Here is a 26,782-nt window from a genome sequence, read left to right as displayed (position 1 = left end):
CGCACGACCGGACGCGGGTGGCATCCGTGCCCGGTGCGCTTCACCGGGGTGACGCTCTGCCCGACGACGGTCACGACCTTCGGCGCCTGAGCGGCGTGAGGATCTCGTTCACCTCCGTCTCGTGACCCAGCTCGGACAGTTCGACGCCGAGGTCCTCGCAGCGGACGACAATCGGCTCGGCAAGGTCGGCGAGGTCGCCGGGTAGCGCGACGGCCTCGCCCACCACGTCACGCAAGCCGTCCAGCGCCGCATCGAGGTCCCCGGACGGGATGCGGCACTCGGCGACCCCTAGCAGAGCGGTCAGCCTCTCGGCCAGGTCCGTCGGATCGGTCGCTCGGCCGAGGTCGTCGACCTGCTGCCGGTAGAGGTCGCCGGCCCGGACGCAGTCTCCCGTGATGCGCAGGCTGTCGGCGCATGCCCTCCGCGCTCTCCGGACGAGCGGGTCGGCGCCGAACTGGCGCCGTGCGGCGGGAAGGAGTTCGGCGAGGCGCTCGGTGGCGGGGCCGGCCTGCCCCTCGGCCAGTTCCCTGCCGACCTCGGCCAGGATCTCCTCGACGTTCCGGCGACTGATCCAGTGGCCCGCCCGGCGTGAGCGGGCGGCCTGCGGAACCGCCACGGAGTGGCGCGCGACACCGGCTCCCCCGATAGGACAATCGTCCGGCTTCCTGAACCTGAGCGTCGGGTCGGGGTCGACTCGGGGGGCCGGAGCCGGGTCACCGGGGACGGGAAGGTAAGGCCTGAGAACCTTCAAGACGGCTTGGACGTCAGAGGGCCGGTCGCCCGGCTCCTTGGCGAGAAGCTTCAGGATGAGTTCGTCGATGTCGTCCGGCACCGAGGGGGCGAACTCCTGAACCGACGGCGGGACGCTCTCCAAGTGCTGGCGGACGATGCTCAACCCCGTCTCGGTCCCGAACGGCCGCCGGCCGGTGAAAAGCTCAAAGATCACGCACCCGTAGGCGTACAGATCGGTGTACAGGTTGAGTCGTTCTTCCCTGATCTGCTCGGGCGCCATGTACCCCTTGCTGCCGACCGTCGTCCCCTGCGCCGTATAACGAGTGACGCCGGGACGCAGAGGCAGGGCGATTCCGAAATCGATGAGAACGACGGTGCCGTCGTGGTCGATGACCACGTTGTGCGGCTTGAGGTCGCGATGGACCAGCTGGGCCGCGTGCGCGCAGGCCAGGGCATCGGCGATCTGGTAGGCGATCGCGACCACCACGGACCGCGCGAACGGCCGCTGAGTCTCCAGGAACCGGTGGAGCGACCTGCCCTTCACCAGCCGCATCACGATGTAGGGGCGGTCTCCATGAGTGCCCCTACCGTACAACTCCGGGATGCCCGGGTGACTCAGGCCGGCCAGCACCTCCCCCTCCCGCCGGAACCGGCCGTGCAATTCCGTCCGGCCCTGGTTCATGTTCTCGGTGTCGAACCACTGGCCGACGAGTTCCCGGACGGGGCGGACGACCTTGATGGCGACCTCCCGGCCCTCCTCCGTGTCACATGCCTCCCAGACCTCGGCCATGCCGCCTTGGCCGAGAAGTGTCACCAGCCGATAGCGGCCGTCCAGCATGTCTCCAGGCTCCATGTTCACCTTCCGGCCGGCGTTCACGCATGTCCCGCAAATCGCTCATGTCGCCTTCTGTAACGACAGCAACAGTATACGTGAATCCAATAGAACAAGATTCATCGCTTGACTTAGTTCACAACAGATGTTCTCCTGAGGGCTACGCACTGCTGCTCTGCCGCAGGAGCCCCACCCGCACGCCCGACCGAACGAGGGAATCCGATGACCGCCTGGGTTTTACCCCCCGGTACCGCCGGCGACGGCTCGCTCGTGCGTACCGGGCTGCCCTCAACTCGGGAAGACGCCCGCGACTGCCCCGTCGCCATAGCTACCAAGGCCCGTCCCTGGGCCCGGGCGGACCCCGAGTCTCCACGCCGCTACGAGGGGCTGCAGGGTTTCACCCTGAAACCGCTGATGGACGTACTTGACCTGATTGAACATCAAAGGTTGACAGTTGCGCAGGCGATAGAAGAACTTCGCCGAACTCGTGGCACCTTCGATCGGAAAGGCCGCCCTCCCGCCCACCCCGGACTGGTTGAGTGGACCGCCGCCGCAGCGTCCCGCTACCTTGCCGCCCGCGGGGCCCATGAGGCCGAGGAGATGGTCCGCACCCACCCCGTCCCGGACGAATGGGTGGTGGGACAACTCCTCAGATCACCCGACCGTCGCGGCGCGACACGCTACGAGCAGACCGCCTGGGGGCGCCGGTACGCCTCCTCCGACGGAGGCATACGCGAACTGTGGCTGCTGTCCTTCGGCACCGTCAAGAAGGAACGTTCCAGCGCAGAGCTGGCGGCGGCGGCCCACACCGTCGCCTTCGGTGTCCCGAGCACAGCGGGATACGGCGAGCCCTACCATCCAGTGGAGGGGCTGCCCGCCACTCGCACGGCTCGTCCCCAGCGGGTTCGGGTCGTGGGCGTCGGTTGCGGCGACGGTGGCAGCGCCGTTCTGCTCGACTGGGACGTGGAGGAGGTCCGCGAGCGCTACACCGAGCATGCCGTACCGGCCCTGAGCCGAGCGGTGGACGGCACCGGACACGTCCCCGGCTCCAGCTGTGTCGGCTGCAAGGCATTGAACGGGTGTACGACGCTACACAGGGCTCCCGGTGTGCTGGCCCTGCCTCCCGGCAGGCCGCGCCTCCGGCGCAGCGTGTCCGCCAGCGACCTGCGAGCCCACGACGAGTGCCCGGCCCATTTCCACCTCACCCGGCAGCTGAAGCTGAGGTCCCCGCGTCCGGAGAGCGCCGCGATTCTGCGTGGCCGGGCCGTCGACGCCTGGCTGAACGAGCGGCACGCGGCCCTTTCCGCCCGGGGGTGCCAGCACATGGCCGGTCCCGAGGATCCGGGCAACTGGTCCGCAGGAGGCCACGCCCTCATCGGTGACGAGGCCAGGACCGGAGCCCGCATGCTCACCGAGCACGCGGCCCTGTGCCCGCTCAACGGGCTCGGTCCCGGCGAGCAGGTGCGGGTTCAGCCACAGCTGACCTGCTACGACCCTGAGCTCGACGTCGTCGTCATCGCCACCCCCGACCTTCTTCACACCCGTGGTGGCGGGTGGATCTGGCGGGAGACAAAGACCGCAGGCAACCACCTGTGGGAGGGAAGGTCGTTGATGCGCACCTACCCCCAGCTCGCTCTCGCCGTCCTCATGATGGCCTCCGGGATACTCGGCGGAGACAGCCGCCGATCCCGGGTCGAGCTGGAGATGCTCTATCCGAACGACGGCGGCCTGGAGGAGTTGGACCCAGGTCTTCCCTCCATCGTCGACGAGGCCCGCACGGTGATCGCCGAGATGGCCGGCCCCTGGCTGCGTGACACCTCCTACGACCCGAACCCCGGCCGACGCTGTGGCGACTGCGAGGCCCTCGACTGGTGCCGCCCCGGTCGCGAGTACCTTGCCACGTTGCCCGCTCCGTCTCGCTGAAAGCACCGGCACTCCCCCCGGGATCTTCCCTCCCGGATCCGACCCGTCGGACCCTCTTCTCCAAGGAACTGCCACCAGGAGGCCGTCCCATGCCATCGCCCCCGCCTTCCGTGTCCCTCGCGGACTGGTCCGCGCACGCCGGTGTCACGCTTCTGCACACGATCGCAACGGCCGTGGTCCAGCTCGCCGAGATCACCGACCTGGAGGCGTTCACTCTGCCCTATCCCGCCGAGGCCCAGCGCGCCCTGGACCGCACGGTGCTCGCCTGCCTGCTGCAGGGCGCCCAACTTCCCGGGAGCCTGCCGGAACTCCTCATCTGGTGCCGCACCCGTCCGATCGAGGACTGGCCTCTGGAACTGCCCGAGGACGCCTTCGGCTCGGAAGACTTCCTCATCGATCCCGACTCCGTCAGACCCACCCAGCTGTGCCACGAGTGGTGGATCCGTGCCCGTGACAGTGCTGCGGAGCAGTACGACCGCATAGTGATCCACTCCGCGATGCGGCTGTGCCGCGAGAGCGAGGCTCCCGAGTCCTACACCGCCTTCCGCCGGCTGCTGGTGGAACGCCCCGTCCTCACCGGCAATGACATGTTCGAGGTCGCCACGGACCTCTACCTGGATCCAGTACGAGAACTCGTCGAGCGGATCTATCACCGCGTCCCCGACGGTTTCTGCCACGACGGTACCTACGTCACTTGTGCCCGCTGCCTTACCCTGCTTGTCCCCCTCGCCGACGGCGGCTGGTGGTGCGAGCGTGACCACTGTCGCCGTCAGGGCCCGCCTCCGCTGGGGCGGATACTGCGCGCCGACGAGATCGGTGCGCTGTGGCAGCTCGACCGGCCGCTGCGGCAGTTCGTCACCGGTCCCGGCCGGGCGGAGGCCGACTTAGAAAAAGAGCTACGGGCACTGCGCCTCCCGGTCGAGATGTGGCCTGGCTTCGACGCCTACGACCTGCGGATCACCTTCCCCGACGGCTGGATCTGGGCTGTCGACGTCAAGGACTGGGCCCATCCGGGTCTCCTCGGCCAAGCCGCCACCGAGGTCCGGCCGCAGCCGCCGTATGACGAGGCGTGCTGGGTGGTCCCCCGGTACCGCGTCGAGGCCCGCCGGGACTACCTGGAGGTGTACGCCCGCAACCGCGCGCACGTCGCGGGCGGCCTTCCGCTGCTCACCGACCGGCAGCTGGTCGCGGCCGCGCGCGCCCGGTTGCGCGGCGACATCGGTCCCGCCGCCCACCTTGTGCAGGCCGGCGGCGACGCATTCGTGAACGGAGCCCTCGATGCGTAACACGGAAAGCTGGTATCGACCTCTCGTCTCCGATGTCTCGGGATTCTGGCCTCAGGAACAGGGCGGGATCAGGCCTGCCCTGCTGTTCCAGGTGGAACTCGGGCTGCGGCTCATGGAGCGCCTCGCCCCAGAACAGCCCGCCGACGGCGTGTGGGTGCTCCTCGGCGGCTACCCGTTCGCCCACGCGAGCGGCCTGACCACCACCGAGGGCGAGGAGCAACTGCTCGTCTCCGCCCGCCACCTGCTGTGGACCCTGCGACGCCGCCGGATGTGGCTGCAGTCCCTAGAGACGTACCGGGAACTTCCGGAGCGGCTGCGCGGTTACCGCCTGCCGTCGATGGACGGTCCCGCCCGACGGGTGGAGCCCTCAGTCGCGACCGGTCGCTTCGCCACATATGATGCCGCGCTTGAGGGTATGCCCGGTTTCGCCCAGCGCGAGCTGCCCCTCGCGAGCCCCGGCTCACACCGTTTCGTCGAACGCCGCCGGATCACCTCCGTCACCCTGCCCAAGTCGTTGCGCCCGGCGCCCGCTCCCGGCCACGAGCTCACCGCGAGGGCTGTGCGGGAGGACCGGCCGCTGCCTGTGCCGCTGGCGGAACTCGCGGACACCGCCCGCTGGATGGACGACATCGAACGGCGACTTGACGCCGAACGGCGGCTCGGCCGGCGGCTCGGCAACTGGGAACGGCGCCTTGCCGCCCTGAGACTGGACACGCGCACCGCCGACGGCCTCGGTTTCGCGCCCGCTCAGGTTCTCAACCTGGACGGGTTGCTCCACCTGGTCGGCATGGTCGGAGCGGGCAAGAGCACACTCATGTCGCTGATCGCGGTCTGGGCAGCCAAGCGGAGGATGCGCACCACCCTGGTGGTCGGCGATGTCGCCGAGCAGCTCGCGCTCACCGCCCTCTTCCGCGGGCTCGGCCTACCCGCGGCTCCCGTCCTGGGCACCACCACCAGGGAGACCCACGTGCAGCGGCTACACCGTCGCCTCGCCGCCCGCACTCCTGGGTCCCTGCTGACTCACGAACATCCGGGCTTCGACGACCTCAGTACCGTCTGCGTCGTGGACGCCCTGCGCGGCAACGAGGCCGTCGAACCGCTCCGTTACGCAGACGCCCCGTGCACCCGCCTTCATCCCACCGGCAAGACTCCGGAACCCGCCTCCGACCGGATACTGCCAGACCTCTATCCAATCGGCGGGCCGGTTCGGAGTGGGGAGCCGCCGGATGCCCTCGGCCGGGCGCACGGCTGCCCGATCTGGAGCGCCTGCCCCCGGCACAGCGCCGCCCGGGAGCTGGTCGACGCGCTGGTCTGGGTGGCGAACCCCGCCAGCCTCGTGCAGAGCTCCGTGCCGAACCACCTCAACAAGGAACGGCTGCGCTATCTGGAGCTGGCCTGCCTGCGCAGCGACATCGTGATCGTGGATGAGACCGACCGGGTGCAGATGCAGCTGGACACCATGTTCGCCCCGTCGGCGACCCTGGTGACCAGGGGACCGGAATCCTGGCTCGACAAGCTGCACACCCACAAGATCGACGAACTGGCTCGGCAGGGAAGGCTGCCGCTGTCCGAGCGCGACGTCGAACGCTGGGCCGTCTCGCTCGACGTGGTGAGCGTCGCCACCAACCGGCTGTACGCGATGCTGATGAGCGATGGGGACCTGCGCACCTGGGCCGACATCGAGTACTTCAGCGCCTGGACTCTCCAGGAGAAACTGATCTCCGGCTGGTATCCGGCCCCCGGCGAGACCTCCGTGAACGTCCGTGGGACCAACGGTCTCACAGACGGCGTGCCCGACGAGACGAGCTTCTACGAGGACGACGAAGGACTCGCGCAGGGCGAATCCGCGTCATGGCCGGTCTCGCATGAAGCCTCCCCGTGGGCCGACCGCAGACAGGAGGTGACCGCCGTTTTCGACACTTTCCGCGATGATCCGCTCGGTGACCGAGGCCCCTACGGAACGGACGTCGACCGCCTCGTCCAGGCCACCCACGATCTACTGCATACCCTGAACGAGAAGGGCACCCGGCAGCGGGTGCGCGCGGTCCTGGACCTGCTCCTCGATGGCTCTCCACTGCCGGCCGGCTCCGTGTTGGCGCCCACCCGCCGATACACCGGCGAACCCGACCCGGCCGACGTTCCCGGCAGCCTCCCCTGGTACGACCGCACCGCCAAGCGGCTGGAGTTCACGCTCCTGCTCGCCGCGCTGCACCAACGCCTCGACCGGCTCACCTTCTTGTGGCCCCAGGTCGAGGCGGCGCTCAACCTCGACTCGACCGACAACGAACTCTCCAGACGCCCGCCGCTCGACTACGCCCCGATCGTCCCCGAAGCCCCGATGGGCAACGTCATCGGCTTTCAGTACCTCCCAGAGGAGCACGACCGCGACCCCGAGGGCCGCCGCAGCGGCACCCTGCGGTTCTTCCGCTGCGCCGGGGTCGGCCGGGAGCTGCTGCTGTCCCTGCCCGGCCTGGGCGCCGACCCCTATGCCGGGTGCCCAGGGCCCCACGTGCTGCTCATGTCGGGCACCAGCTGGGCGGGCACGTCCACGCGCGCCCACGTACTGGCCCCCGTCAAGGCGGTGCTCAAGCCGGATCCCCATGCTCTCAAGGCCATCCGGGACACCGTCTTTCGCACGCACTTTCTCTACGACGACGACAACACCCCACTAAGCCTGTCCGGTCAGGACCAGATCGTGCGCCCGGCGGTACTGCGCCGCATGATCGCGCGTCTGGGGCGTCCGGGCCGGGGTGGGTCGCCCAGCCCGCTCGAACAGGAGCTCGCCCTGATCGGGGACGACGACCGCCGCAGGGCCTTGCTGCTGGTGGGCAGCTACCGGGAGGCGAACGCCGCCGCCGACGCCCTGCAGGAAACGGAGCGCTGGCGCGGCCGGGTCCGGGTGCTCGTCGCCGACGACGCCGACCTGGAGCAGGCCGTGCGGGGTGGGGGCCCCGGCTCCGACGGTCGCATCCACGCTGCCGCCGTACGCCGGGGGGACCTGGCCTCCTTCGCGGACGATCCGGACGCCGAGCTTCTGGTCGCCCCGCTGATGGCGATCGAACGCGGTCACAACATCCTCAACGCGCAGCGCACCGCCGCCTTCGGGACCGTGCTGTTCCTCGCCCGTCCCCACCCACGCCCCGACGACCTGTCCCTGGCAATCTTCGCGGTCAACGACTGGGTGGCCCGCTTCGTACGCGACCATCCCAACCTGGGAGGTGCCACCTTCGGCGAGCTGGTGGCCAAGGCTGGCAGCCTCGACGCGGCGGGCCTCGCCTTCCGCCACGAGGCCCGCCGTGAATGGCGCCGGCTGCTCTCCCGCCGCTACGTCTACTCCCGGCTCGGTCCCGCGGAGAAGCAATCCTTCGCCTGGGACCAGCTGGTGGCGATCTGGCAGGTCATCGGACGCCTGGTACGCGGCGGTGTCCCGGCCAGGGTGGTCTTCGTGGACGCCAGATTTGCGCCCGGGTACGCGGCAGCGACCGCGCCCGGGGTCGGCACGGCGCAATCCGCTCGTCTCAGCGGTCCCGGCGACGGCCTGCTGGCCGAGCTTCGGGCCGTCCTCGCCCCCTATTTCGTCGCCGACGCGGACCTCGGCCTCTTCACCGATCCAGCGGACCCCGCCCTCGTTCGGATGCTCTATCAGCCGCTCTACGACGCGCTCTGCGGCATGGCCACCGGTAACCGTCGCTGACAAGTCCCACATTCTCAGGAGCCCCCAATGGGATTCACCTACAACGAGATCCGCCGTGCCGCCTACCTCCTCGCCCCCGGCACCGCCCCGCTGACCGCCCGGTACCGCGCCCTGCCCTTTCCCGAGCAGTGGCGCGACAGCCTGCTCGCGCTGTGCAACGCCGGCCGGGACGTCGACGCGGAGCCGTACCGCACCGTTCCCACCTACCGTATGGACGGCGTGCTGCAGAGCCTCGCTCCCGACCTGGTGGTGCGGGGGCGAGGCTCGGAGAAGCACGGCGACGAGGAGGACTTCTGGCTGTACACCCCCGTCGACATCCCCCACCCCCTGCCGGACATTGCGTTCGAGCGGCTGCTCACCGCCTGGGTGCGGAACCTGCGCCCGGAACCGGAACACCGCGGGCGGGTCGTCGAAACTCTCGCCGAACTGCGCGCAGACCCGCCGCGCTGGCGGGAGGTGGAGGTGAACCTGCTGGGCTGTGACACAACCGACGGAGGCACCGCGCTCCCGCTCGGCAGACAGTTCCAGCTCGCCACCGACCATCTGGCGCGCCGCGTCCTCGCCCTGGCGCCCTACGACACGGGAGCCGGTCTGCTGCGCTTCAGAGCCGTTCCGCGCGGTCCTCGGCAGCAGGGCGCGGAGCTTATGTCGCAACCTCTGCCGCATGAGGTGAAGGACCGCACCTGGTGGTTCTCCGTCGTCGTCAACATCTCGCTGCACACCGTCCCGTTCTCGCCACAGCCCCGGTTGCACATCCACACGAGCCTGAGGCGTTGGGCCACCCACCCCGGTGTCAACGGCCGCCTTTATCTACCCCTCCGCCGTGACACCTCGGTATACCTGCGCCCGACCGTCCCGTGGCTTCCCGGGACACCCGCCGGCGAGCGTTACGCGGTGGCCCGGCTCACCTGGGACCGCGCCGAGCGGGCACACGGCTGGCGCGAGGTGGGCCCCGCCGGAATCCTGCGGGACATCGCCCTCGGGCAGCCCTTCCCCGACCCTGTGGAACTGCTCACCGCCCCCGAGCGGTGGATCGGCGAGGGACCCGGCGTGCGCGCCGCCGTGGTCCACAGCACTCACATGGGCCAGCACGCCGTCAAAGCCGGCCTGATGTCCCATCAGCGCTCACAAATCGTCGAGTGGGTCGAACAGGCACTTCCCGAAGGGCTGGTGCGCGTCCCCGACCTAAGGCGCAGCAGGATCTCCTCCAACACGCCTGCCAATCCGCGACTCAAGCTGCAAGGAGACGCCAAGAAGTCCGAGGAGATCCGGACCGCCTACGCACGCCGTACCGCACTCGCAGTCGCCGTACGAGCCCTCGCAGGCGGGGAAAAGGTATCCGGCGGCGTCCCGGTCATGGAGGGCCGCCTCCTGTGGCAGACCGCCGCCATGCGCGACGCGGCCATCGCAGGCCTCACCGAGGTGCTTGCCCTGGACGGCGACGGCGGCGCCCCCGCATCCGAGGCCTTCGACAGAGCCAAGCCCGGCGACCCCGTTCTCCTGCGGTGGGAAACCCCCGAACTCACCGTCCGGTTGCGGTGCCTGCCACTGTCGGGAGGTCTCGCCGACTCTCTCGACATCGGCCCGGCGCCCCGCGGCGGGGGGCGGCCCCTCTCCGATGCGATCACCGCCCGCCGTGCCGTCGTCGCCGACTTCCTGACCGCCGACGGCGCCGATCCGGACGCCGCCGCCCTCGCCCTGATCGAGATCGACCGACGGGCCGACTTCGCGACTCCGCTCCACGATCCCAAGTTCGCTCTGCGGTTGGGCTGCGCCGACGCCGGGGTGGTCACCCAGTTCACCGCCGTTCCGCGAAAGACCAGGGGTTACAACTCCGAAAGGAACGCGGCATACCGTGCCCATTCGGCCTGGCTGGACGGGTTCCGCCAGCTCGGCGTGCGGGTCGTTCCCGAACACACGCTGGGAGACCGGCTGCCCGTCGGCCTCCATTATGCGGCCGTGTGGATGGTCAAGCGCCGTGCCGACGGCCCCACCCGGGTGGCCCGGCACATCCCGGTCACCGTCCTGGTCGGTCCCTCGGAGCCGGAATCCGGCGGGGCCGTGATCCGCGGCTGGGACCCGGAACAGCGCGCCTGGATCCCCTACCCGAAGTTCCTGCTCCGGCTGACCAGGATCGCCGAGCTCCCCGGCACATCAGATGAGATCGAGGAGGGCTGCGCACCCGGCGCGGAGACGCCCCTGCAGCCTCCTGCCATCGACGGGCAACCACATCCCAGCGTCACCTTCCAGGAGCGGCGGCGAAAAGGGGATGAACAGCGTGCGAAAACCGCCCGCTACCTGCAGAAGATGATCCGCTCCCTGCACGGCCGTCCCACCCTGCTGCTCGCCCACTCCCAGAACAGCCGGATGTACTGGCCCTGGCTACAGGACGGCCAGGCCGTACCGGACCTGATCAGAACCGGCCATGCGCCAGCCGGCCGGCTTGACCCCGATCTGCGGTTGCTCAGGGTGCGCGACACCAGCGGCCGCGAGACGCCCCAGTGGTGGGGGATCGGCAACCCCTCCGGGGTCAACGGTCTCGCCGCGGGCCTATGGACTGAGACCTCTGATTCGCGGGTCTTCTACAGCACCACTGACAAGGCCGGGACCTTCCGCGCCTCCGCGGTGGAGGCCGACAAACTCGCTCCCCGCCCGTTGCGGGCGGGAAAGCGCAAAGGTGAGCTGACCATCGACACCGAGATCCCCGCCTGGAATCCCACCCTCATGGAGATCTCCGTCCTGGGCTGCCATCCGGCTTCCCCAGACGAGGAAGGAGACATCCCCGAAGCCCTGGCCCTGGCCGTCCACCAGTTGAGGCAGGCGGCCGACTATCTAGACGCCCTATCCCTGCCATTGCCTTTACACCTGGCGGCACTCGCCCAGGAGTATGTGCTCCCCACCATCCCGGAGGAAGAGGACGGATCCGGTGACCCCGCCACCATCGACGACCGGGGATAGCCCACGTGTTTCTCGATCGCGGGCGGCGCGCACCGGCGTCGCCATGCCCGCCGCCTCTCGAGTGAACTGTGCTGAGCATCCCGGAGAGGCCACCACGGCGCTCTCAGTCGGTGAGCCCCATGTAGGCGAACAAGTTTTCCTCGATCAACAAGACGACCTGAGCCGGCAACTGCCCCAGGTAGTCGCCGATCTCCTCCTTGAGGAACGGCTGGGCACAGACCGTCCGTACCCAGCATTTGCTGGGTAGGTTGCCGACCCCCTGAGCGAGCTTGACACAGTATTCGGTCTTGAGCGTGGTGGCCGTCGACGTGGGGACGACATACACCAGGGGCCAGTCGGCCTGCTCGTTCTTCGCGTCACCGCTGAGAACGATCACTGGCCGTTTCGGATGGAAGTTGCGCTGGTCATTGGGGGGCATCGTGAGCGACCGGTCGGATACCAGATAGACGCCACCCTTGCGGATGGATCCCTTCACTGATCATCCAGTATCTTCGCGTTGGCCCGTCGCAGACCGTCTCTGGCCTCCAGGAACTCCGCTCTGAGCGCGTCACTGACCCCTGGGTCGTCCTGCTGCGGAGGCCGCCGGACCTCGCGCCGCGATCGGAACCGTTCACGGAGCACCGCCACCTGTTTACGGCGCCGCGCCCGGTTGAGATCGAGCAGTGTTCCCCGCTCGCCACCCACCCGCGCCTCGATCATCGGAGCGGTCTCGCAGGAGAGGCCTTTCAGGGCGGCATCGGTCTTGCCTCCGTGCAGGCGGACCACGTTTCGCACGCACTCCATATCGGCCGCATCGAGTGAATCCTCGATGTCAACGGTCAGGGAGAGCACATGCGAGTCGTGCTCCGCGCTCTGCGGGTCGTGGCGCTCAACCAGCTCGCTCTCCACCACCCAGTCCTCGGCACGGATGAGCGCGTGGTCATAAGGCCCGTGATCGTCCCATCGCCAGGTGGCCCCGCTGAACTGCGTGCGCCCCGACTCGATGGCGTCCAGGTCGGCGAGATAGAGAAGCTTCGCCAGCTTCGCCTTGGTGATCTCGACGTGCAGCTCGCGGGCCGCCTTCAGCACCGCGAGCACGGTGCCGGCCAGGGGATTGGGCGATTCGAGAGGTCTGCTCATCACCGCTCCTCCCCTGATCTGTCCCAATGCCACCGTACTCCTCGCCAGTCGCTTCCAGCTGTGATCGCCTGCGGCCCGCCGTCGACAAGAGCGACGCCGCCGCGTGAAACCATAATTACAGCGAGCTATGACATTGTCAGCGGATCGCAGCATCAGGCCCTGAGCGACCTCTTCGGCGTAGCCGGGCAGGCATGACCTCCCACCGGTCCGGCGTCAACCGGACACACAGACGGGACCCCGGCGGCGGTGCGCGCTAGGGCAGGGGGTTGCGGAGAGTCCCGTCGCCGAGGCCCGCGCGGCCCAGCGCGACCAGCGCGGCCCCCTGGTCCGCGACCTGACCGACCGCGCCCTCCATGGCCTCCAGCTTCCGGAAGGCGTCACCGAGACGCCGCTGCTCGTCCAGCGGCAGCCGGGGGATCTCCACGCGCCGGATGTCCGACCGGGAGGTCCCCGTCTGGCCACGCCGGGAGGTCCCGGCGGACCGGAGGAAACCAGCCAGGCAGTCCGGGTCGATCCGTCCGGGATCCACCCGGAAGAGATGGAGCCCGGATCCGAGGACCGCGCCGCTCTCCCGGATCACCCGGGCGACGGACACCCGGCCTCCCGAGGGGACGACGACGTCGCCCGGCTCCAGCGCCACCGTCTCCGCGGTGGCCGAGATCCGCCCGCTGGGGGCATCGCCCGCGATGACGTCCTCCACGGTCAGCATCGGGACCTCGCCCGATTTCACCTTCTGCTGGGAGGCCTGGCGGATGACGATGGCACCGGCCCTGACCTGCTCCGCGATCGTCGTCTTGGGAAGGTCGTCGCGTTCCGCCGTGAACGTGCGGAGATCCTCAAGAGCCTGGTGGAGCGCGGTGACGGACGCAGCCATCGCGTCGAGGGAGGCCACGAACTCCTGCCCCGCGCGGTCAACCGAGCGACCGGCACTGTGCCGGGCAGGGGTCAGGTCGACCTCCTCGTCCAGCAGGTCGATGAGTGGTACGGCCCCCTCGGTGTCGGCCGGGTAGGACCGCCATCGTGTCAGGACGGTCTCCCGCACCTGGTGCCAGGGCATCTCCGAGGCGTCCACCATCAGGACGTGCGACGGGATCGGGTCTCCGACCTCCGGCCTGCGCAGGATCCACAGGTGGGGCGAGCCCAGGGAGTTCGGCGCCGCACCGGCCGGGAGCGCGACAACGGCCCGCAGCGCGCCCGCCCGCAGTAGCTGCGCCCGAATCCGGCGGCCGGAGCGGCGGTCCGCGGCGGCCGACGGCATCAGGACCACCGCGTGACCGCCCGGCCTGACGTGGAACAGCGCATGCTGGACCCAGGGAAGCTCGGGCTCGCCGCGCGGGGGCAGGCCGTACTGCCAGCGGATGTCGCCGGCCAGTTCCTCGTACCCCCAGGCGCGTTCGGCGAAGGGCGGGCAGCAGACCACGGCATCGGCCTGGAGGGAGGCGAACCGGTCGTCGCGTAGGGCGTCGCCGACCCGGACCGTGCTTCCGTGGCCGTGGAGCAGGAGCCGTACGGCGGCGATGCGCGCGGCCTGCTCGTCCCGTTCCTGGCCGATGAGGCCGGTCACACCCGAGGCCGCGGCCGACAGCAGGAGCGTGCCCAGCCCGCACAGCGGGTCGAAGACCGTCCCCCCGCCGGCGGCCGACAGCTCCGTCATGAGGTCCGCGACATCCGCCGGCAGCGTGACGACGCGCCGGGAATGGGCGTCGAGGTAGCGCTCGTACAGGAAGTCGAAGGTCGCCGCGGCACCGCGTTCCCCGGCCAGCTCGGCGACGGCGCGGAGCAGCGGGACGGCGACCGCCGTGGACACCGACCCTGGCAGGTCGTCCGTGGCGAGCTCGTCGGCGAGCCGTTCCGTGACCGCGTCGTCGCTCTTCTTCGCGAGCCGCGCCCACTCCGCCGGAGACCTGTCGAGGAAGAGCAGGAAGGCGCCGACCTGGCCGATGGCCTCGGCGAGGCGCAGGTCCTCGACACCGGCCCGCAGTTCCTGCCAGATCCGCTCGTCGAGCGGGACCTCCGCCAGCTTGCCCTGGCGGCGTAGCCAGTCCTCGACGTCGGAGAGGGAGAACAGCGGGCTGCTCGACGTCCCCCCGACCGGCGAGGGGAAGTCGTCGAACCGCCGGCGCCAGTTGCTGACCGCGGCGCGCCCGACCCCCGCCAGCCGCGCGATGTCGGCCGCTGCCACCGTGGCGCTGTCCTGCATGAGTAACCCCAACCCTTGCGTGCCACCTCGGTCACCGTAGCGATCGTCGGCGACATTTACAGGTGAATCTTATTCACAGCGGGGCCGCATATCGATAACCGGTGAGGTCGGCGGAGGCGATGATCTGCCGGTAGCCCCCGGCGTCCTCGGGACGTGCGCTGAGCACGTAGAACGAGACCTTGGACGCGGGAAGATGCCAGATTTTCATGACGTACTCCCCGTAACCGTCACACCGGACCAGCCACTCGCGATAGGCGGCCTTCCTGCCATCCGCCATCCGAGCCAGGCTCGAACGGTTCAACCTGGAGTTGTAGGGCAGGACGCCGGCATACAACCCGTACTCTCCTGCCTCGTTGTAGCCGCCGTCCGGGTCACGGGTCACACTGCCTCCTGCCAGGCAAGGCGTGCCCTGCCCAATCATGAAACCGTAATCGCTGTCGATGGACCGGCCTGGCCAGCCATTGGCACCGGACCTGAGATCGATCGCCATCGCGTCAGGACGGCAGAAGAAATCCCATGGTCCGCTGGCTCCTCGCGAGTTCGGCGATTCGACACAGACGTAGTCACTATGGACCCGGAGCAGCCGCCAGCCCTTCGGCAGGGTCATCCTGATTCCCTGCACGGATACCGCCTTGCCCTTGACCCGAGACACTTTCCGCGCCTTCACGGACACAGCAGGGGCGGGACTGGACATGCCCACCGATGGCACCGGGGTCGCCGCCGGCGCGGGTGTTCCGGTGGGGGTCGTCTGCGCGACAACTATCTGACTGGATCGTCCTGAAAAGGGGGAAACGGGGGCGAACATGACGATCGCAGTGACCGCGATCAGGGTCACCGCGACCGCCGTGGCGATGTAGGCGTGCACCCATGTCGGCCCGGGGCGCCGGGCGGTTCCTTCCACCATGAGAGCTGTCGCGGTCTCCGTCTTCACGCGGTCCGCCGCCACCGTCACCGGGCCGGCCGCCTCCGGCCAGTCCGGCGTCTCACCCCGCGACAGCACCCAGGTGCGCTGGATCAGCGAGGTGACGTCGATCCCCCGTTCCTCCCCCTCCCGCCCCTGCCAGGCATCGGTCACCGCGGCCAGCACCTCGGCGGCGGCAGGCCGCTCCGCCGGCTCCTTGGCCAGCGCCCGCCCGACGGACTCGCGCAACTCCTCGGGAATGGCCGAGGTCTCCGGCATCTCCTCGCGCACCCGGTAGGCCAGCACCTCCGGGCGGCCGGTGCCGTACGGCGGCTCGCCGGTGACCGCGAAGAGCACCAGCAGCGCCCAGCCGTACACGTCGGCCGGGGTGCCCGAGGGGCCGTCGCCGTACTCCTCCGGACTGATCCACCCGGGCGAGCCGATCAGCGTGCCGGTGTGCGTCATCGTGCTGCCGTCCAGCACCTTGGCGATGCCGAAGTCGATCAGCCGCGGGCCGTCGGGCGACAGGATCACGTTCGACGGCTTCAGGTCCCGGTGGACGACCCCCGCCGCGTGCATGGACACCAGCGCCTCGGCCACCCCGGCGGCCAGGCCGTACAGCGCATCACCGGTCAGCGGCCCCTCGGCCCGCAGGTGCTGTTCCAGTGTCGGGCCGGCGATGTACTCGGTCGCGAGCCACGGCCGCTCCGTGCCCGCGTCGGAGCCGAGCACCTTGGCGACGCATGCGCCCCCGACCTCGCCGAGCACCGAGATCTCCCGGCTGAACCGCCGCCGGAACTCCAGGTCGACCGAGAGAGGCTCGTGGACGAGCTTGACGGCCACCCGCCGCCCCGCGGCGTCCACTCCCGCATAGACGACGCCCATGCCACCCGCGCCGAGGCGCCCCACCACCCGGTATGAGCCGATCTCACGCGGATCGCCCATCAGTAACGGCAGCACACGCCCTCCGGGGGACCTGTCGCGGCGTGGGCCGCGGTTCAAGCGGATGCGGACAAGATTCACTACCCGGGACCATACACGCTCAGAGCGACCAGAATCAGCATTCTGATTGTGCATTGAGTTCACAATGTGATTCACTGACTTCATCATGCAGAGCAGGCCGCAGCCGCCTGACCGCCGTCACCACTTCCCCTCGAAAGCGAGCTCTGTCATGCACGGAAACCAGCAGCCGCCCCCGCACTACAGCCACGCCCAGCCCTATCCGCAGACCGTGATCGTGCAGCAGAGGGGCGGCGGCTGCCTGCGCGCCTTCCTCATCGGGGTGGCCGTACTGGGCGGCCTGCTGCTCCTCGGCGCCCTCTTCAGCGGAGGCGGCGGGACATCCGGCGGCTCGGACGACACGGCGGCCACCGGCGCCTCCGCTCCGGCCAGGAAACGGGCCGACCCCAAGCAGGCCGAGCCCAAGCAGAACGACCACAAGCAGAACGAGCCCAAGTCGGCCGGACCCAAGCGGGCCGTGATCGGCGACGTGGTCAAGGACGGCAAGTTCTCCTTCAAGGTCACCAAGGTCGAGACCGGCCTCAAGCGGGTCGGCGGCGAGTATTTCGGGTCGGACGCCCAGGGTCAGTACGTCCTCGTGCACGTCACCGTGGAGAACATCGGCGACAAGGCCCAGCTGTTCAGTGACTCCTCGCAGAAGCTCATCGACACCGGGGGCAGGCAGTACGACGCCGACTCCGGCGCCGCCCTCGGGCTGAAGGACTCCAACGCCTTCCTCAAAAACATCAACCCCGGCAACACGGTCAGCGGGATCCTGCTCTTCGACGTCCCCAAGGACTTCAGGATCAAGGCGATCGAGCTACACGACTCCATCTTCTCCGGCGGCGTCACCGTCGCCCTGAACCACTGACAATGCGCCCTTAGCCACTGACAACGTGCCCTGAACCACCGGCAAACGCCACGCCGGCCCCGGGCTTCAACCGGCGGATCAATGTGCTCCGCTCCCGGTGACCACACCGGTCCAGACGGAGAACCGACGATCTCGCATCGTTCCCATCACGGACCATCCGGCGGTAAACCCGGCTGTCTTCTGGTGCGTCCGTTACTTAAGCGTCGCATGCCGCAATAATCGCGCAGATGCCGCTATTAAGCGTTACATCCGATTTGTCAGATCATGCCCAGATTCATCAATGAAAGGGTGGTAGTTGTCCGTGATGGACCACGAGCTCGCCGCCGAGCTGCGTAAACTCGCCGCCCATCCCCGCCTGGCGGCCCGTACAGACGAATTGCACGACCTCGCGAGCGCGATCACCGACTCCGACAAGGCCGAACACTGGTGTGAGCTCGACCTGTTCGCCGCCTTTTCGCCCGAGGACACCGTCATCCCGGACGGGGAACCGGCGGAAACGAAATGGCAGAAGGTGCCTCGCTGGCTCAGCGTGCTTTTCAGTTCCATTCTCGTCTTCGTACCGATCCTCATCACGTGGTTCGGTCTGATGAAGGCCACGGACGCCTACGGCGAGGTCCTGAAGGCCAGCGGCCCCGAGGCCGCCCGGCGGCCCTTCCTTGAGATGTGGCAGCAGGGCTTCGACGGCCGGCTGCCCGAGTTCTTCAAATTCGACAACATCGCTTTCTGCACGCTCACCGCGATCGGCGTCCTCATCTTCTGGACCATCTTCGAGAACGTCATGCGGAACAGCGCGGAGCGGAAGGAGGACACCTCGGAGCACGACCTGGCGGTCCTCCGGGCCCGTCTCCGGCGGGCGTTGACCCGGGCGAGCCTGCTGCTCGGCCAGGTCCGGCTCTCCTCCCCGACCCGGTTCGGCGCCGAGCTGACCAAGACGGTCATCGAGATCAACCTCGCCGGCGAGACGGCGCGCAAGACGCAGACCGAGATGGTCGACGCGCTGGCCCGGACGTGGAAGGCCACGCAGCAGACCACCGAGACGCTGACCAGCAGTGCGATCGACGTGCGGGAAGCCATCGCGACCCTCGGCAGGCACCTGGAGAGAGTCGACATCGCCCACGGCGACATGACCGCGGCGGTGAGACACGCCTCAGAAATGATCGACACCGTCGGGTCCACGACCGGTCAGGCGGTCACCCGTGTCGGGGACCAGCTGTCGGCGACCATCTCGCAGACCGCCCTCGACATGCGACGCGAGTTCAACGAGGAGCTCACACGGTCCATGACCTCTCTGCAGGACACCGTCTCCACCCTGGACACCCGGATCGGCGAACTCGCCGGCGCGACGACGGACATCGGACACGCCGTCGCAGGCGCGAACGCCCTGATCGAATCGGTCGGCTCCGCCACCGAGAAGTCCGTCCGGAGCACCGTCTCCACCCTGGACACCCGGATCAGCGAACTGACCGGCACGACGGCGAGCATCGGCCGGGCGGTCGACCGCGCGACCGACTCGATCCACGCGGTCGGCTCCTCCACCGAGAAGGCCCTCCAGGACACCGTCTCCACCCTGGACACCCGGATCGGCAGGCTGGTCGACACGACGGCAGGCATCGGAAACGCCGTCGACCGCGCGACCGTCTCGATCAGCTCCGTCGGCGCATCGACGGAGAAGGCCGTCGGCCTCATCGGCGGGCAGGTCACCGACTCCCTCAACGTCACGGCCGCGGAGTTCCGTCAGGCCTTCGGAGACGCCAGTACGGAGATCCGCGAAGCCCTCGGCGACTGGTCGGACACCGCCGCCGCGCATGCCTCCCGGATCGAGCTGGTCTCCGACGCCGCAGGCAGGACGGTCGCCCTCCTGGAGCAGACGCGCGACACGTTCGACCGGCTCCCGTCCTCGATCGCGGGGGTCCTGGCCGACCTGCCGGCGAAGGTGAAGGAACTCTCCGACGACGAGTTCGCCAAGCTGAAAGACGCGATCGACGAGTTGCGGACCTCGGTGGACCGTGCGGCCGACGTCTTCGGCACCTCCGCCCCCGGCAACGGCTCGGACAACCGCCAGAGAGCCCTGTGGTGACCACCCGGCGGAAGGCCTCCACCCCGATCCTGCTGGCCGGCTGGCTCTTCGCCGACCTGCTGCTCGGTCTCACGATCATCATGCTCGGTGCCCAGACTCCGCCTCCCGCACCGGTCATACCGCTGGCGGGAGAGAGCACGGCGACCCCCACGCCCGCCTCCTCACCGTCCCCGTCCCCCTGCGCGACCCGCGTCGGAGGCGTCCAGGCGGAGCCGACCAAGGTCGCGTTCCGGGTCCGCCCGGGGGCCGATGACGGTGTGCTGGCCGTACAGGTGAAGAAGAAGCTTCTCCGGTACAAGAAGCACCTGGCCGGTCGGCACGCCGGCATGGTCCTGACCTTCGGCGCCGACGGCGGCGCCGGAGAGGGCGTCCGTCTCGCCACGCGGGTCAACACCGCCCTCGGCACGGCCTACCCGAACATCTTCGGGACGGCCGCGACCCGGAACTTCCACGATCTCTCCGCTCCCAGCGGGTCGATCTCCATGGAGATCTACTTCGTCTCGGACGGCTGCGCCCCTACTTCCAAGAACTGAGGATCACCTGATGAGTGAGCAGGTACTCCCCTTCTACCTGGTCTGCGACGAGTCCTATTCGATGCAGGGCGCGCCGCTTGACGCGATCAACCAGGAACTTCCCGGGATCTATCGCGAGATCGCCAGCAACCCGGTGGTCGCCGACAAGACGAGGCTCGGCCTCATCGGATTCAGCACGTCCGCCGAGGTGCTCCTCCCCCTCGCCGACCTGAACGAGATCCAGTCGCTCCCGCAGCTCTCCCCCCGGGGGGTGACCAACTACGGCGCCGCGTTCTCGCTGCTCCGTGACACGATCGAGCAGGACATCAAGGAGCTGAAGCGGTCCGGGCACAGGCCCTTCCGCCCCACGGTGTTCTTCCTCACCGACGGCCAGCCCACGGACGACTGGAACGCGGAGCACCAGCGGCTGACCGGCCCCGGTTTCTCCGCTCGCCCGACCATCCTGGCCTTCGGCTTCGGTGACGTCGAGCCCGCGACCCTGCGGCAGGTGGCCACCTTCCGGGCTTTCATCGCCGACGACGACATCTCTCCCGTCCAGGCGCTCCGCGAGTTCGCCAAGCAGTTGCTGAACTCCGTGGTCCACTCGGCGATCGCGTCGGTCAACTCGTCCGTGGGCCCCCAGGTCGTCGTCCCCGACCAGGTCAAGGGCTACACCGTCCTGTCCGCGGACCCGGTCTGAACACGGATCGGAAAGGAGACACCGACATGGAGCAGTTCCAGAAGAGCCGGCCTGTCGCGCCGGTCCCCGGAATCCCCGAACCGCTGGTCATCGGCCGGAGACCCATGCTGGGTTCGATCCCCGGTCCGCTGCCGACCGTACGGGAGAGCCCACCGGACAGCGTGCTGGACGGCGCCGCGCTGCCCGGACTGGTGGTGCGTGCCGCCTCCGTCCGGGGAGACGCGCACCGCTACTACGGCACGCCCCGCCAGGACGCGATGGGACTCTGGCAAGTCAACGAGTCCCAGCTTCTGGCCTGCGTCGCCGACGGGCTCAGCAGCAAGGAGATGTCGCACCTCGGAGCGATCGGCGCGTGCAATGCCGCCCGCAACAACCTCACCGACTTCTTCGAGCACGCCGACGTCACGACCGCGGCGGAGCACTTCGTCGAGAACATCGCCGACGACCTCAACGTGCGGGCCGCCCACGGCGGGTTCATGGTGGACGCGCTGAGCACCACGTTCCTGGCCGCGGTCATCGACCACAGCGCGGAGACCTCAAGGACACGTGCCCGTGTCCTGCGGGTCGGTGACAGTACGGCGATGCTCCTGCACAGGGGCGTCTGGGTGCCGTGCTTCCCCGAGGAGAACGGACAGGAGGTCAGCAGCTCGGCGACGCACGCGCTTCCCGGTGGCACCAGGCATGTCGAGGTCGCGGTCCACGATCTGGAGCCGGGCGACATGCTGCTGCTCTGCACGGACGGGCTCGCCACGCCGATGACGCAGAACAGGCAGGTCGGCGACCAGCTGTCGGCGTGGTGGAGCCAGCCGGAACCGCCTTCCCTGCCGGAGTTCTTCTGGCAGTTCAGTTTCCGCGCGAAGAGCTACGACGACGACCGTACGGCGATCTGCGTCTGGAGAGTCTGAATGGTCTCCGTCGCGCACCCCCTCGATCGGCAGCGCGCGTCGCTGTCCCTGGAGCCCGAACCCCTGGGCGAGGGCGGCCAGGGCGTGGTCACCCGGGTGATCGGCCACGGCCGACTTGTCTACAAGGAGTACATGCCGCAGGCCGGGGCGGTGAACGACGGAGCTCTCTCCGATCTCGTGAGCTTCGGTGACAACCTCCCGCCCGTTGACCGGCAGTCGCTGCTCAGCCAGTGCGCGTGGCCGGTGGCGCGGGTCCGTGACGGAGACCGGGTCACCGGATTCCTCATGCGGGAGGTCCCCGGTGAGTTCCTCGGGACCATCGGCGGCACCTCCAAGCTGGTCGAGGCGCAGTATCTGCTGTTCCCGCCCAACTGGGCCTGGCAGGACCTGCACCAGCCGGACATCACGGGCCGCACCGAGATCGCTCTTGTCGCCGCCCGGCTGATCGGCCTGCTGCACGGCCACGGGTTCGTGCTCGGTGACATCTCGTTCCGCAACCTGCTCTGGCAGCCGGCTCCGCCGTACAGGGTGTTCGTCCTCGACTGCGACGGATTCCGCCGTCACGGCGGTGAGCCCGTGCTGCGGCAGGCGCACACTCCCGACTGGGACGATCCTCTCCAGCCGTCCACCGGCCCCGATCTGGACACCGACCGGTACAAGCTCGCGCTGCTCATCGGCCGCATCCTGGCCCGTGACGCCCATGTCCGCCCGGGGAAGGCGTTGGCTCTGCTCCCCGGGCTGGAGCCGCGGACGGCAGAAGCGGTCACCGAGCTGTTCGCCCGGGCGGCCGGTCCGCGCGGATCTCGCCCGATCGCGGGGGAATGGGTTCAGGCGCTTCTCGGCCGCAGGTGGATCCTCGTGAGCCGGGCCCCGCTCCGGCAGGTCTCCGAGCCGGCCGAGCGTGCCGAGATGCACCGGCCCGGTTCCGGACGGATCAGCCAGCCGATCGGTGCATTGGCGAGCCGCCCCACGCCGGGAACCCCGTCACGCTCCTCTCGGACGTCCGTACCGGTCTCCCTGGTGCCGCCGAGATCCGTACCGCAGGCTCCGCCGCCCATCTCGCGCAAGAGCGTCCCTGTCACCACGCCGCCGACGACCGGGCCGAGCGTCCCCGGCCCTCCCGTGACGCTCGGCGGGCGGGTGACCGCGTCCGACGCGTTTGCCGAACAGCGGCGGATCTCCCCCAGTCTGATCTCCGACGGCCAGGTCACCGTGCTGCTCAACGGCCTGGAGGCGCATGGCGGCCGTCTCTCCGTGACCAAGGTGGCGAAGCTGATCCACGAACCGGTGGACCGGACGCGCCTGCTGGTGGCTGCGGCGAAACGCCTGCTCAACGTCGACGGCTACGACGTCCTCACCCTCAAGGACGGCGACCAGACCGTCGACCTGAACCTACGGCTCCTGATGGAACAGTTTCTCGACGAGGAGGTTGAGCCATGACACGCAAGGTCAGCCGGGCGAGACGACGGCAGATCATCGACGCTCTGGGCCGCGGCACCGTCCCGCAGAACGGTCTCGATCTCTTCGCCGTCGGCCTGGAGCGGTTCGAGAAGGTGCTCGACGAGGAGCTCACCGCCACGGCGAGCGGCCGGAGCGGTTTCAAGGCGATCCGCGGTGAGTACGGCTCCGGCAAGACCTTCTTCGCGCGCTGGCTCGCCGAACGGGCGAAGCGGATGCGGATGGCCACCAGCGAGATCCAGATCTCGGACACCCAGACGCCCCTGCACCGGCTGGAGACCGTCTACCGCGCCCTGATCGGCGGGCTCTCCACGGCCAGCAGCCCGCCGAGCGCGCTGCGCGAGATCGTCGACACCTGGCTTCTCACCCTGGAAGACGATGCGAACGCCGCGGAGGGGATCGCCAAGGACGACCGGCCGGCGATGGAACCGGCGGTCGAGGAACTCATCGAGTCCCGGCTCGCCGAAGCCGCCCAGACCGCCCCCGCCTTCGCCACCGCGCTGCGTTTCTACCGCCGGGCCAGGCTCGCCGGTGACCAGGCCACCGCGGACGGGCTGCTGGCGTGGGTGGGCGGGGAACCGAACGTGGCGGCCGGTGTCCGCCGTTACGCGAACATCAAGGGGGACCTGGACTCGGGAAACGTGTACGGCTTCCTGCAGGGCCTGCTGGTGGTGCTGCGCGACTGCGGCCACCCCGGGCTGCTCGTCGTGCTCGACGAGATCGAGACACTGCAGCGTATGCGCAGAGACTCCCGGGAGCGGAGCCTCAACACGCTCCGGCAGCTCATCGACGAGATCGACAAGGGCCGGTTCCCCGGTCTCCACCTCGTCATCACGGGAACCCCGGCGTTCTACGACGGGCAGCAGGGCGTGCAGCAGCTCACGCCACTCGCCCAGCGGCTGGCCACCGACTTCGACACCGACGCCCGGTTCGATACGGCCCGCGCGGTACAGATCCGTCTCACCGGTTTCGACCAGGACAAGCTCGTCCAGCTCGGCTGTGCCGTACGCGACCTCTACGCCGAGGGGAACCCCGCCGAGGCGCGGATCAGGTCGCTGGTCGACGACGGCTACATCAAGGACCTGGCCGGGGCCGTCGCGGGCCGGCTGGGAGTCGGTACGGCTCCCCGGACGTTCCTGCGGAAGCTCGTCGCGGACGTGCTGTACCGGGTGGCCGACCACGAGGATTTCGACCCCCGCAGGCACTACCGGCTGACCATCTCCGACACCGAGCTGAACGACGACGAGCGCAACGCCGCACGCGGCACCACGCGCAACGCGGCACGCGGAACGGCAGGCAGTACGGCTCGCGGAACGGCGCGCAGTACGGCAGGCGGCACGGGACATGGAACGGCGCGTGGCATGCGGCATCCTCTGTCGGCGGACGAGGTGGAGCTCGACCTGACGTGACCTCACTCCATCCCACGCTGGCCTACCACGTCGCCAACACCCTCGGCTGGCCCGAGCTGAGAACGCTGCAGTCGGCGGCCCTCTCTCCGATCAAGAACGGGGTCGACGCCCTCCTCGTCGCCCCAACCGCCGGGGGCAAGACCGAGGCGGTGGTCTTTCCACTGCTCTCGGTGATGGAGGAGCAGCGGTGGACCGGCCTGTCGGTCATCTACGTGTGCCCGCTGAAGGCGCTCCTCAACAACCTGCTGCCGCGCCTGCGGATGTACGCGACCTGGCTGGGCAGGCGGGTGGAGCTCTGGCACGGCGACGTCTCCGGTTCACGGCGGCAGTCGATCCTGCGTGACCCGCCGGACGTACTGCTGACCACTCCGGAGTCGCTGGAGGCGATGCTCATCGGGACCCGGGTGGACCACCGGCGCCTGATGCGGGACCTGCGGACGGTGGTGGTGGACGAGGTACACGCCTTCGCCAGGGACGATCGAGGCTGGCACCTGCTGTGCGTGCTGGAACGTCTCACCCACCTGGCCGGGCGTCCTCTGCAGCGGATCGGCCTCTCGGCTACGGTAGGCAACCCCGGTGATCTGCTCTCCTGGCTTCAGGGGTCCGGTACGGGGACACGGCCCGCGCAGGTGATCGCCCCCGAGACGGTCGCCGACTCCCCTCCCCCGGACATCGAGCTGGACTACGTCGGTTCCCTGGCGAACGCGGCACGGGTCGTCGCCGCGCTGCACCAGGGGGAGAAGCGGCTGGTCTTCTGCGACTCCCGGCGCATGGTCGAGGAGCTGGGAGAGATGCTCCGCGGCCACGGCGTGACCACCTTCCTGTCCCACGCATCCCTCTCCGCCGACGAACGCCGCCGGGCCGAGGAGGCTTTCGCCCAGGCCCGCGACTGCGTCATCGTCTCCACCTCCACCCTGGAACTGGGGATCGACGTCGGTGACCTGGACCGGGTCATCCAGATCAACGCGCCCTGGTCCGTCGCCTCGTTTCTCCAGCGGCTCGGCCGTACGGGGCGGCGGTCAGGGGGAACGGACCGTAACTGCCTGCTGCTGACGTTGAGCCGTGACGACCTGCTCGCCGCGGCGGGGCTGCTGCGGCTGTGGGGCACCGGGTACGTCGAGCCGGTGCAACCGCCGCCGGAACCGCGGCACATCGTCGCGCAGCAGCTCCTCGCCCTCACCCTGCAGGAGGGGCGGATCGGCGATTCGCTCTGGCCGGACTGGTGGGGCGACCTCGGGCCCTTCGCGCATCGCTCCGCCCAGCCCGTGCTCGACCACCTGATCTCCGAGGGGTTCCTCGGACGGGACGGCGGCGCGCTGCTCATCGGGCGGGAGGCCGAGCAGCGCTTCGGGCACCGTCACTTCATGGACCTGACCGCGGTGTTCACCGCACCGCCCGAGTTCACCGTGCTGCACGGCAGCGTCGAGATCGGCCGTACCGACCCCGGCCTGCTGACCTCCCCTGTTCAGGGCCCGCGCCTGCTGCTTCTCGCGGGGCGGACCTGGAAGGTGGACTGGATCGACTGGAAGCGGCGGCGGTGCTTCGTCGACCCGGTGGAGGGGACGGGTGGAGAGGCCCGCTGGGCATCCTCGGCGTTCGGCGGCACCTCCTTCGCGCTGGCCCGCGCCATGCGGGACGTCGCCCTGGGTGCCGATCCCCCGGTACGGCTCACCCGCCGCGCCGTCGACGTCCTCGCCAAGGTGCGTGCGGAGCTCGCCGACACCGTCCACCCCGAGGGCACCGTGGTCGTGCGCGAGGACGGTGACCTCTACTGGTGGACCTGGGCGGGACACCGGGGAAACGCCACACTGAAGGCCACCCTGGGATCTCTGGCCGACCCCGTCCAGCGGGTGGACGACCTGCGCGTCAGGCTGCGCGGCGACCTCACCGGCTCTGCCTGGCGCGCCGATGTGCGGACCCTTGAACTCCGGCACCCGGAGGTGGACGACAGAGCGCTGAACGGCCTCAAGTTCAACACCGCGCTGCCACGCGACCTCGCCGTCGAGACACTGGCCGCCCGCCTGGCCGACTTCCCCGCCGCGACCTCCGTACTCGCCGAACCGACGCACCTCCTGATGCGATAACCGACCCGAGATCACCTGGACCGACTGCTAGTAGTGCTTTGTTAGGTCAGCCTGTTGTGACTGGTCGGGTCGGCCGGATGGTGTTTCGATGCGGGCGTGACCCCCGAACAGCTCGTTCATAT

At 69.3% G+C, this 26,782-nt stretch carries 17 protein-coding genes; 12 read left to right on the top strand and 5 right to left on the bottom strand.

Annotation, left to right across the window (positions count from 1 at the left end; all coding sequences use genetic code 11):
• Positions 1–70: 70 nt before the first annotated feature.
• Positions 71–1,585, bottom strand: a complete 1,515-nt coding sequence (locus ACIN94_RS29445) for a serine/threonine protein kinase (protein ID WP_400713012.1) — start codon at positions 1,583–1,585, stop codon at positions 71–73.
• 579 nt (positions 1,586–2,164) lie between these two features.
• Here ACIN94_RS29445 and ACIN94_RS29440 point away from each other — a divergent pair.
• From ACIN94_RS29440 to ACIN94_RS29425, 4 genes are all read left to right on the top strand, one after another.
• Complete coding sequence (locus ACIN94_RS29440; protein WP_400713009.1) at positions 2,165–3,487, top strand: PD-(D/E)XK nuclease family protein; 1,323 nt, start codon at positions 2,165–2,167, stop codon at positions 3,485–3,487.
• Between the two features lie 89 nt (positions 3,488–3,576).
• Positions 3,577–4,773, top strand: a complete 1,197-nt coding sequence (locus ACIN94_RS29435; RefSeq protein ID WP_400713006.1) for a hypothetical protein — start codon at positions 3,577–3,579, stop codon at positions 4,771–4,773.
• On the top strand, positions 4,766–8,467 hold the full coding sequence (locus ACIN94_RS29430) for a hypothetical protein (RefSeq protein ID WP_400713003.1): 3,702 nt from the start codon (positions 4,766–4,768) through the stop codon (positions 8,465–8,467). Before ACIN94_RS29435 ends, ACIN94_RS29430 begins: the two co-directional genes overlap by 8 nt.
• Positions 8,468–8,494: 27 nt before the next feature.
• Positions 8,495–11,425: a pPIWI_RE module domain-containing protein gene (locus ACIN94_RS29425; RefSeq protein WP_400713000.1), complete on the top strand. Its 2,931-nt coding sequence runs from the start codon at positions 8,495–8,497 to the stop codon at positions 11,423–11,425.
• Positions 11,426–11,528: 103 nt separating this feature from the next.
• On the opposite strand, the gene ACIN94_RS29420 is transcribed toward ACIN94_RS29425, so the two are convergent.
• The 4 genes from ACIN94_RS29420 to ACIN94_RS29405 all read right to left on the bottom strand — a co-directional run bounded on the left by ACIN94_RS29420 (position 11,529) and on the right by ACIN94_RS29405 (position 16,605).
• Positions 11,529–11,900, bottom strand: a complete 372-nt coding sequence (locus tag ACIN94_RS29420) for a type II toxin-antitoxin system PemK/MazF family toxin (protein ID WP_400712997.1) — start codon at positions 11,898–11,900, stop codon at positions 11,529–11,531.
• A complete protein-coding gene (locus tag ACIN94_RS29415; protein ID WP_400712994.1) occupies positions 11,897–12,544 on the bottom strand; it encodes a hypothetical protein in 648 nt (215 codons plus the stop codon). Before ACIN94_RS29415 ends, ACIN94_RS29420 begins: the two co-directional genes overlap by 4 nt.
• A 253-nt stretch (positions 12,545–12,797) precedes the next feature.
• Positions 12,798–14,744, bottom strand: coding sequence for an N-6 DNA methylase (locus tag ACIN94_RS29410; protein WP_400712991.1), 1,947 nt, complete (start codon positions 14,742–14,744; stop codon positions 12,798–12,800).
• Positions 14,745–14,817: 73 nt separating this feature from the next.
• Positions 14,818–16,605: a serine/threonine protein kinase gene (locus ACIN94_RS29405; RefSeq protein ID WP_400712988.1), complete on the bottom strand. Its 1,788-nt coding sequence runs from the start codon at positions 16,603–16,605 to the stop codon at positions 14,818–14,820.
• A 211-nt stretch (positions 16,606–16,816) separates the two neighbouring features.
• Here ACIN94_RS29405 and ACIN94_RS29400 point away from each other — a divergent pair, with 211 nt between their 5' ends.
• From ACIN94_RS29400 to ACIN94_RS29365, 8 genes are all read left to right on the top strand, one after another.
• Complete coding sequence (locus tag ACIN94_RS29400) at positions 16,817–17,515, top strand: DUF4352 domain-containing protein (protein ID WP_400712985.1); 699 nt, start codon at positions 16,817–16,819, stop codon at positions 17,513–17,515.
• A 295-nt stretch (positions 17,516–17,810) separates the two neighbouring features.
• Complete coding sequence (locus ACIN94_RS29395; protein WP_400712982.1) at positions 17,811–19,592, top strand: hypothetical protein; 1,782 nt, start codon at positions 17,811–17,813, stop codon at positions 19,590–19,592.
• Complete coding sequence (locus tag ACIN94_RS29390) at positions 19,589–20,125, top strand: hypothetical protein (RefSeq protein ID WP_400712979.1); 537 nt, start codon at positions 19,589–19,591, stop codon at positions 20,123–20,125. Before ACIN94_RS29395 ends, ACIN94_RS29390 begins: the two co-directional genes overlap by 4 nt.
• 10 nt (positions 20,126–20,135) lie before the next feature.
• On the top strand, positions 20,136–20,804 hold the full coding sequence (locus tag ACIN94_RS29385) for a VWA domain-containing protein (RefSeq protein ID WP_400712976.1): 669 nt from the start codon (positions 20,136–20,138) through the stop codon (positions 20,802–20,804).
• A 26-nt stretch (positions 20,805–20,830) separates the two neighbouring features.
• The gene (locus ACIN94_RS29380; RefSeq protein ID WP_400712973.1) at positions 20,831–21,709 is read left to right on the top strand and encodes a protein phosphatase 2C domain-containing protein; all 879 of its coding nucleotides are present in this window, start codon (positions 20,831–20,833) and stop codon (positions 21,707–21,709) included.
• The gene (locus ACIN94_RS29375) at positions 21,710–23,149 is read left to right on the top strand and encodes a hypothetical protein (protein ID WP_400712970.1); all 1,440 of its coding nucleotides are present in this window, start codon (positions 21,710–21,712) and stop codon (positions 23,147–23,149) included.
• Entirely contained in the window at positions 23,146–24,576 is a 1,431-nt protein-coding gene (gene brxD, locus ACIN94_RS29370; RefSeq protein WP_400712967.1) for a BREX system ATP-binding protein BrxD, read from the top strand. The genes ACIN94_RS29375 and brxD overlap by 4 nt, the downstream gene beginning before the upstream one ends.
• Entirely contained in the window at positions 24,573–26,660 is a 2,088-nt protein-coding gene (locus ACIN94_RS29365) for a DEAD/DEAH box helicase (RefSeq protein ID WP_400712964.1), read from the top strand. The genes brxD and ACIN94_RS29365 overlap by 4 nt, the downstream gene beginning before the upstream one ends.
• The last annotated feature ends 122 nt before the right edge of the window (positions 26,661–26,782 follow it).

The sequence above is a fragment of the Streptosporangium sp. NPDC087985 genome, from assembly GCF_044741965.1.
Lineage (GTDB): Bacteria > Actinomycetota > Actinomycetes > Streptosporangiales > Streptosporangiaceae > Streptosporangium.
Note: the sequence above shows the minus strand (reverse complement) of the source record. Positions and strands in the feature narration are given on the sequence as shown.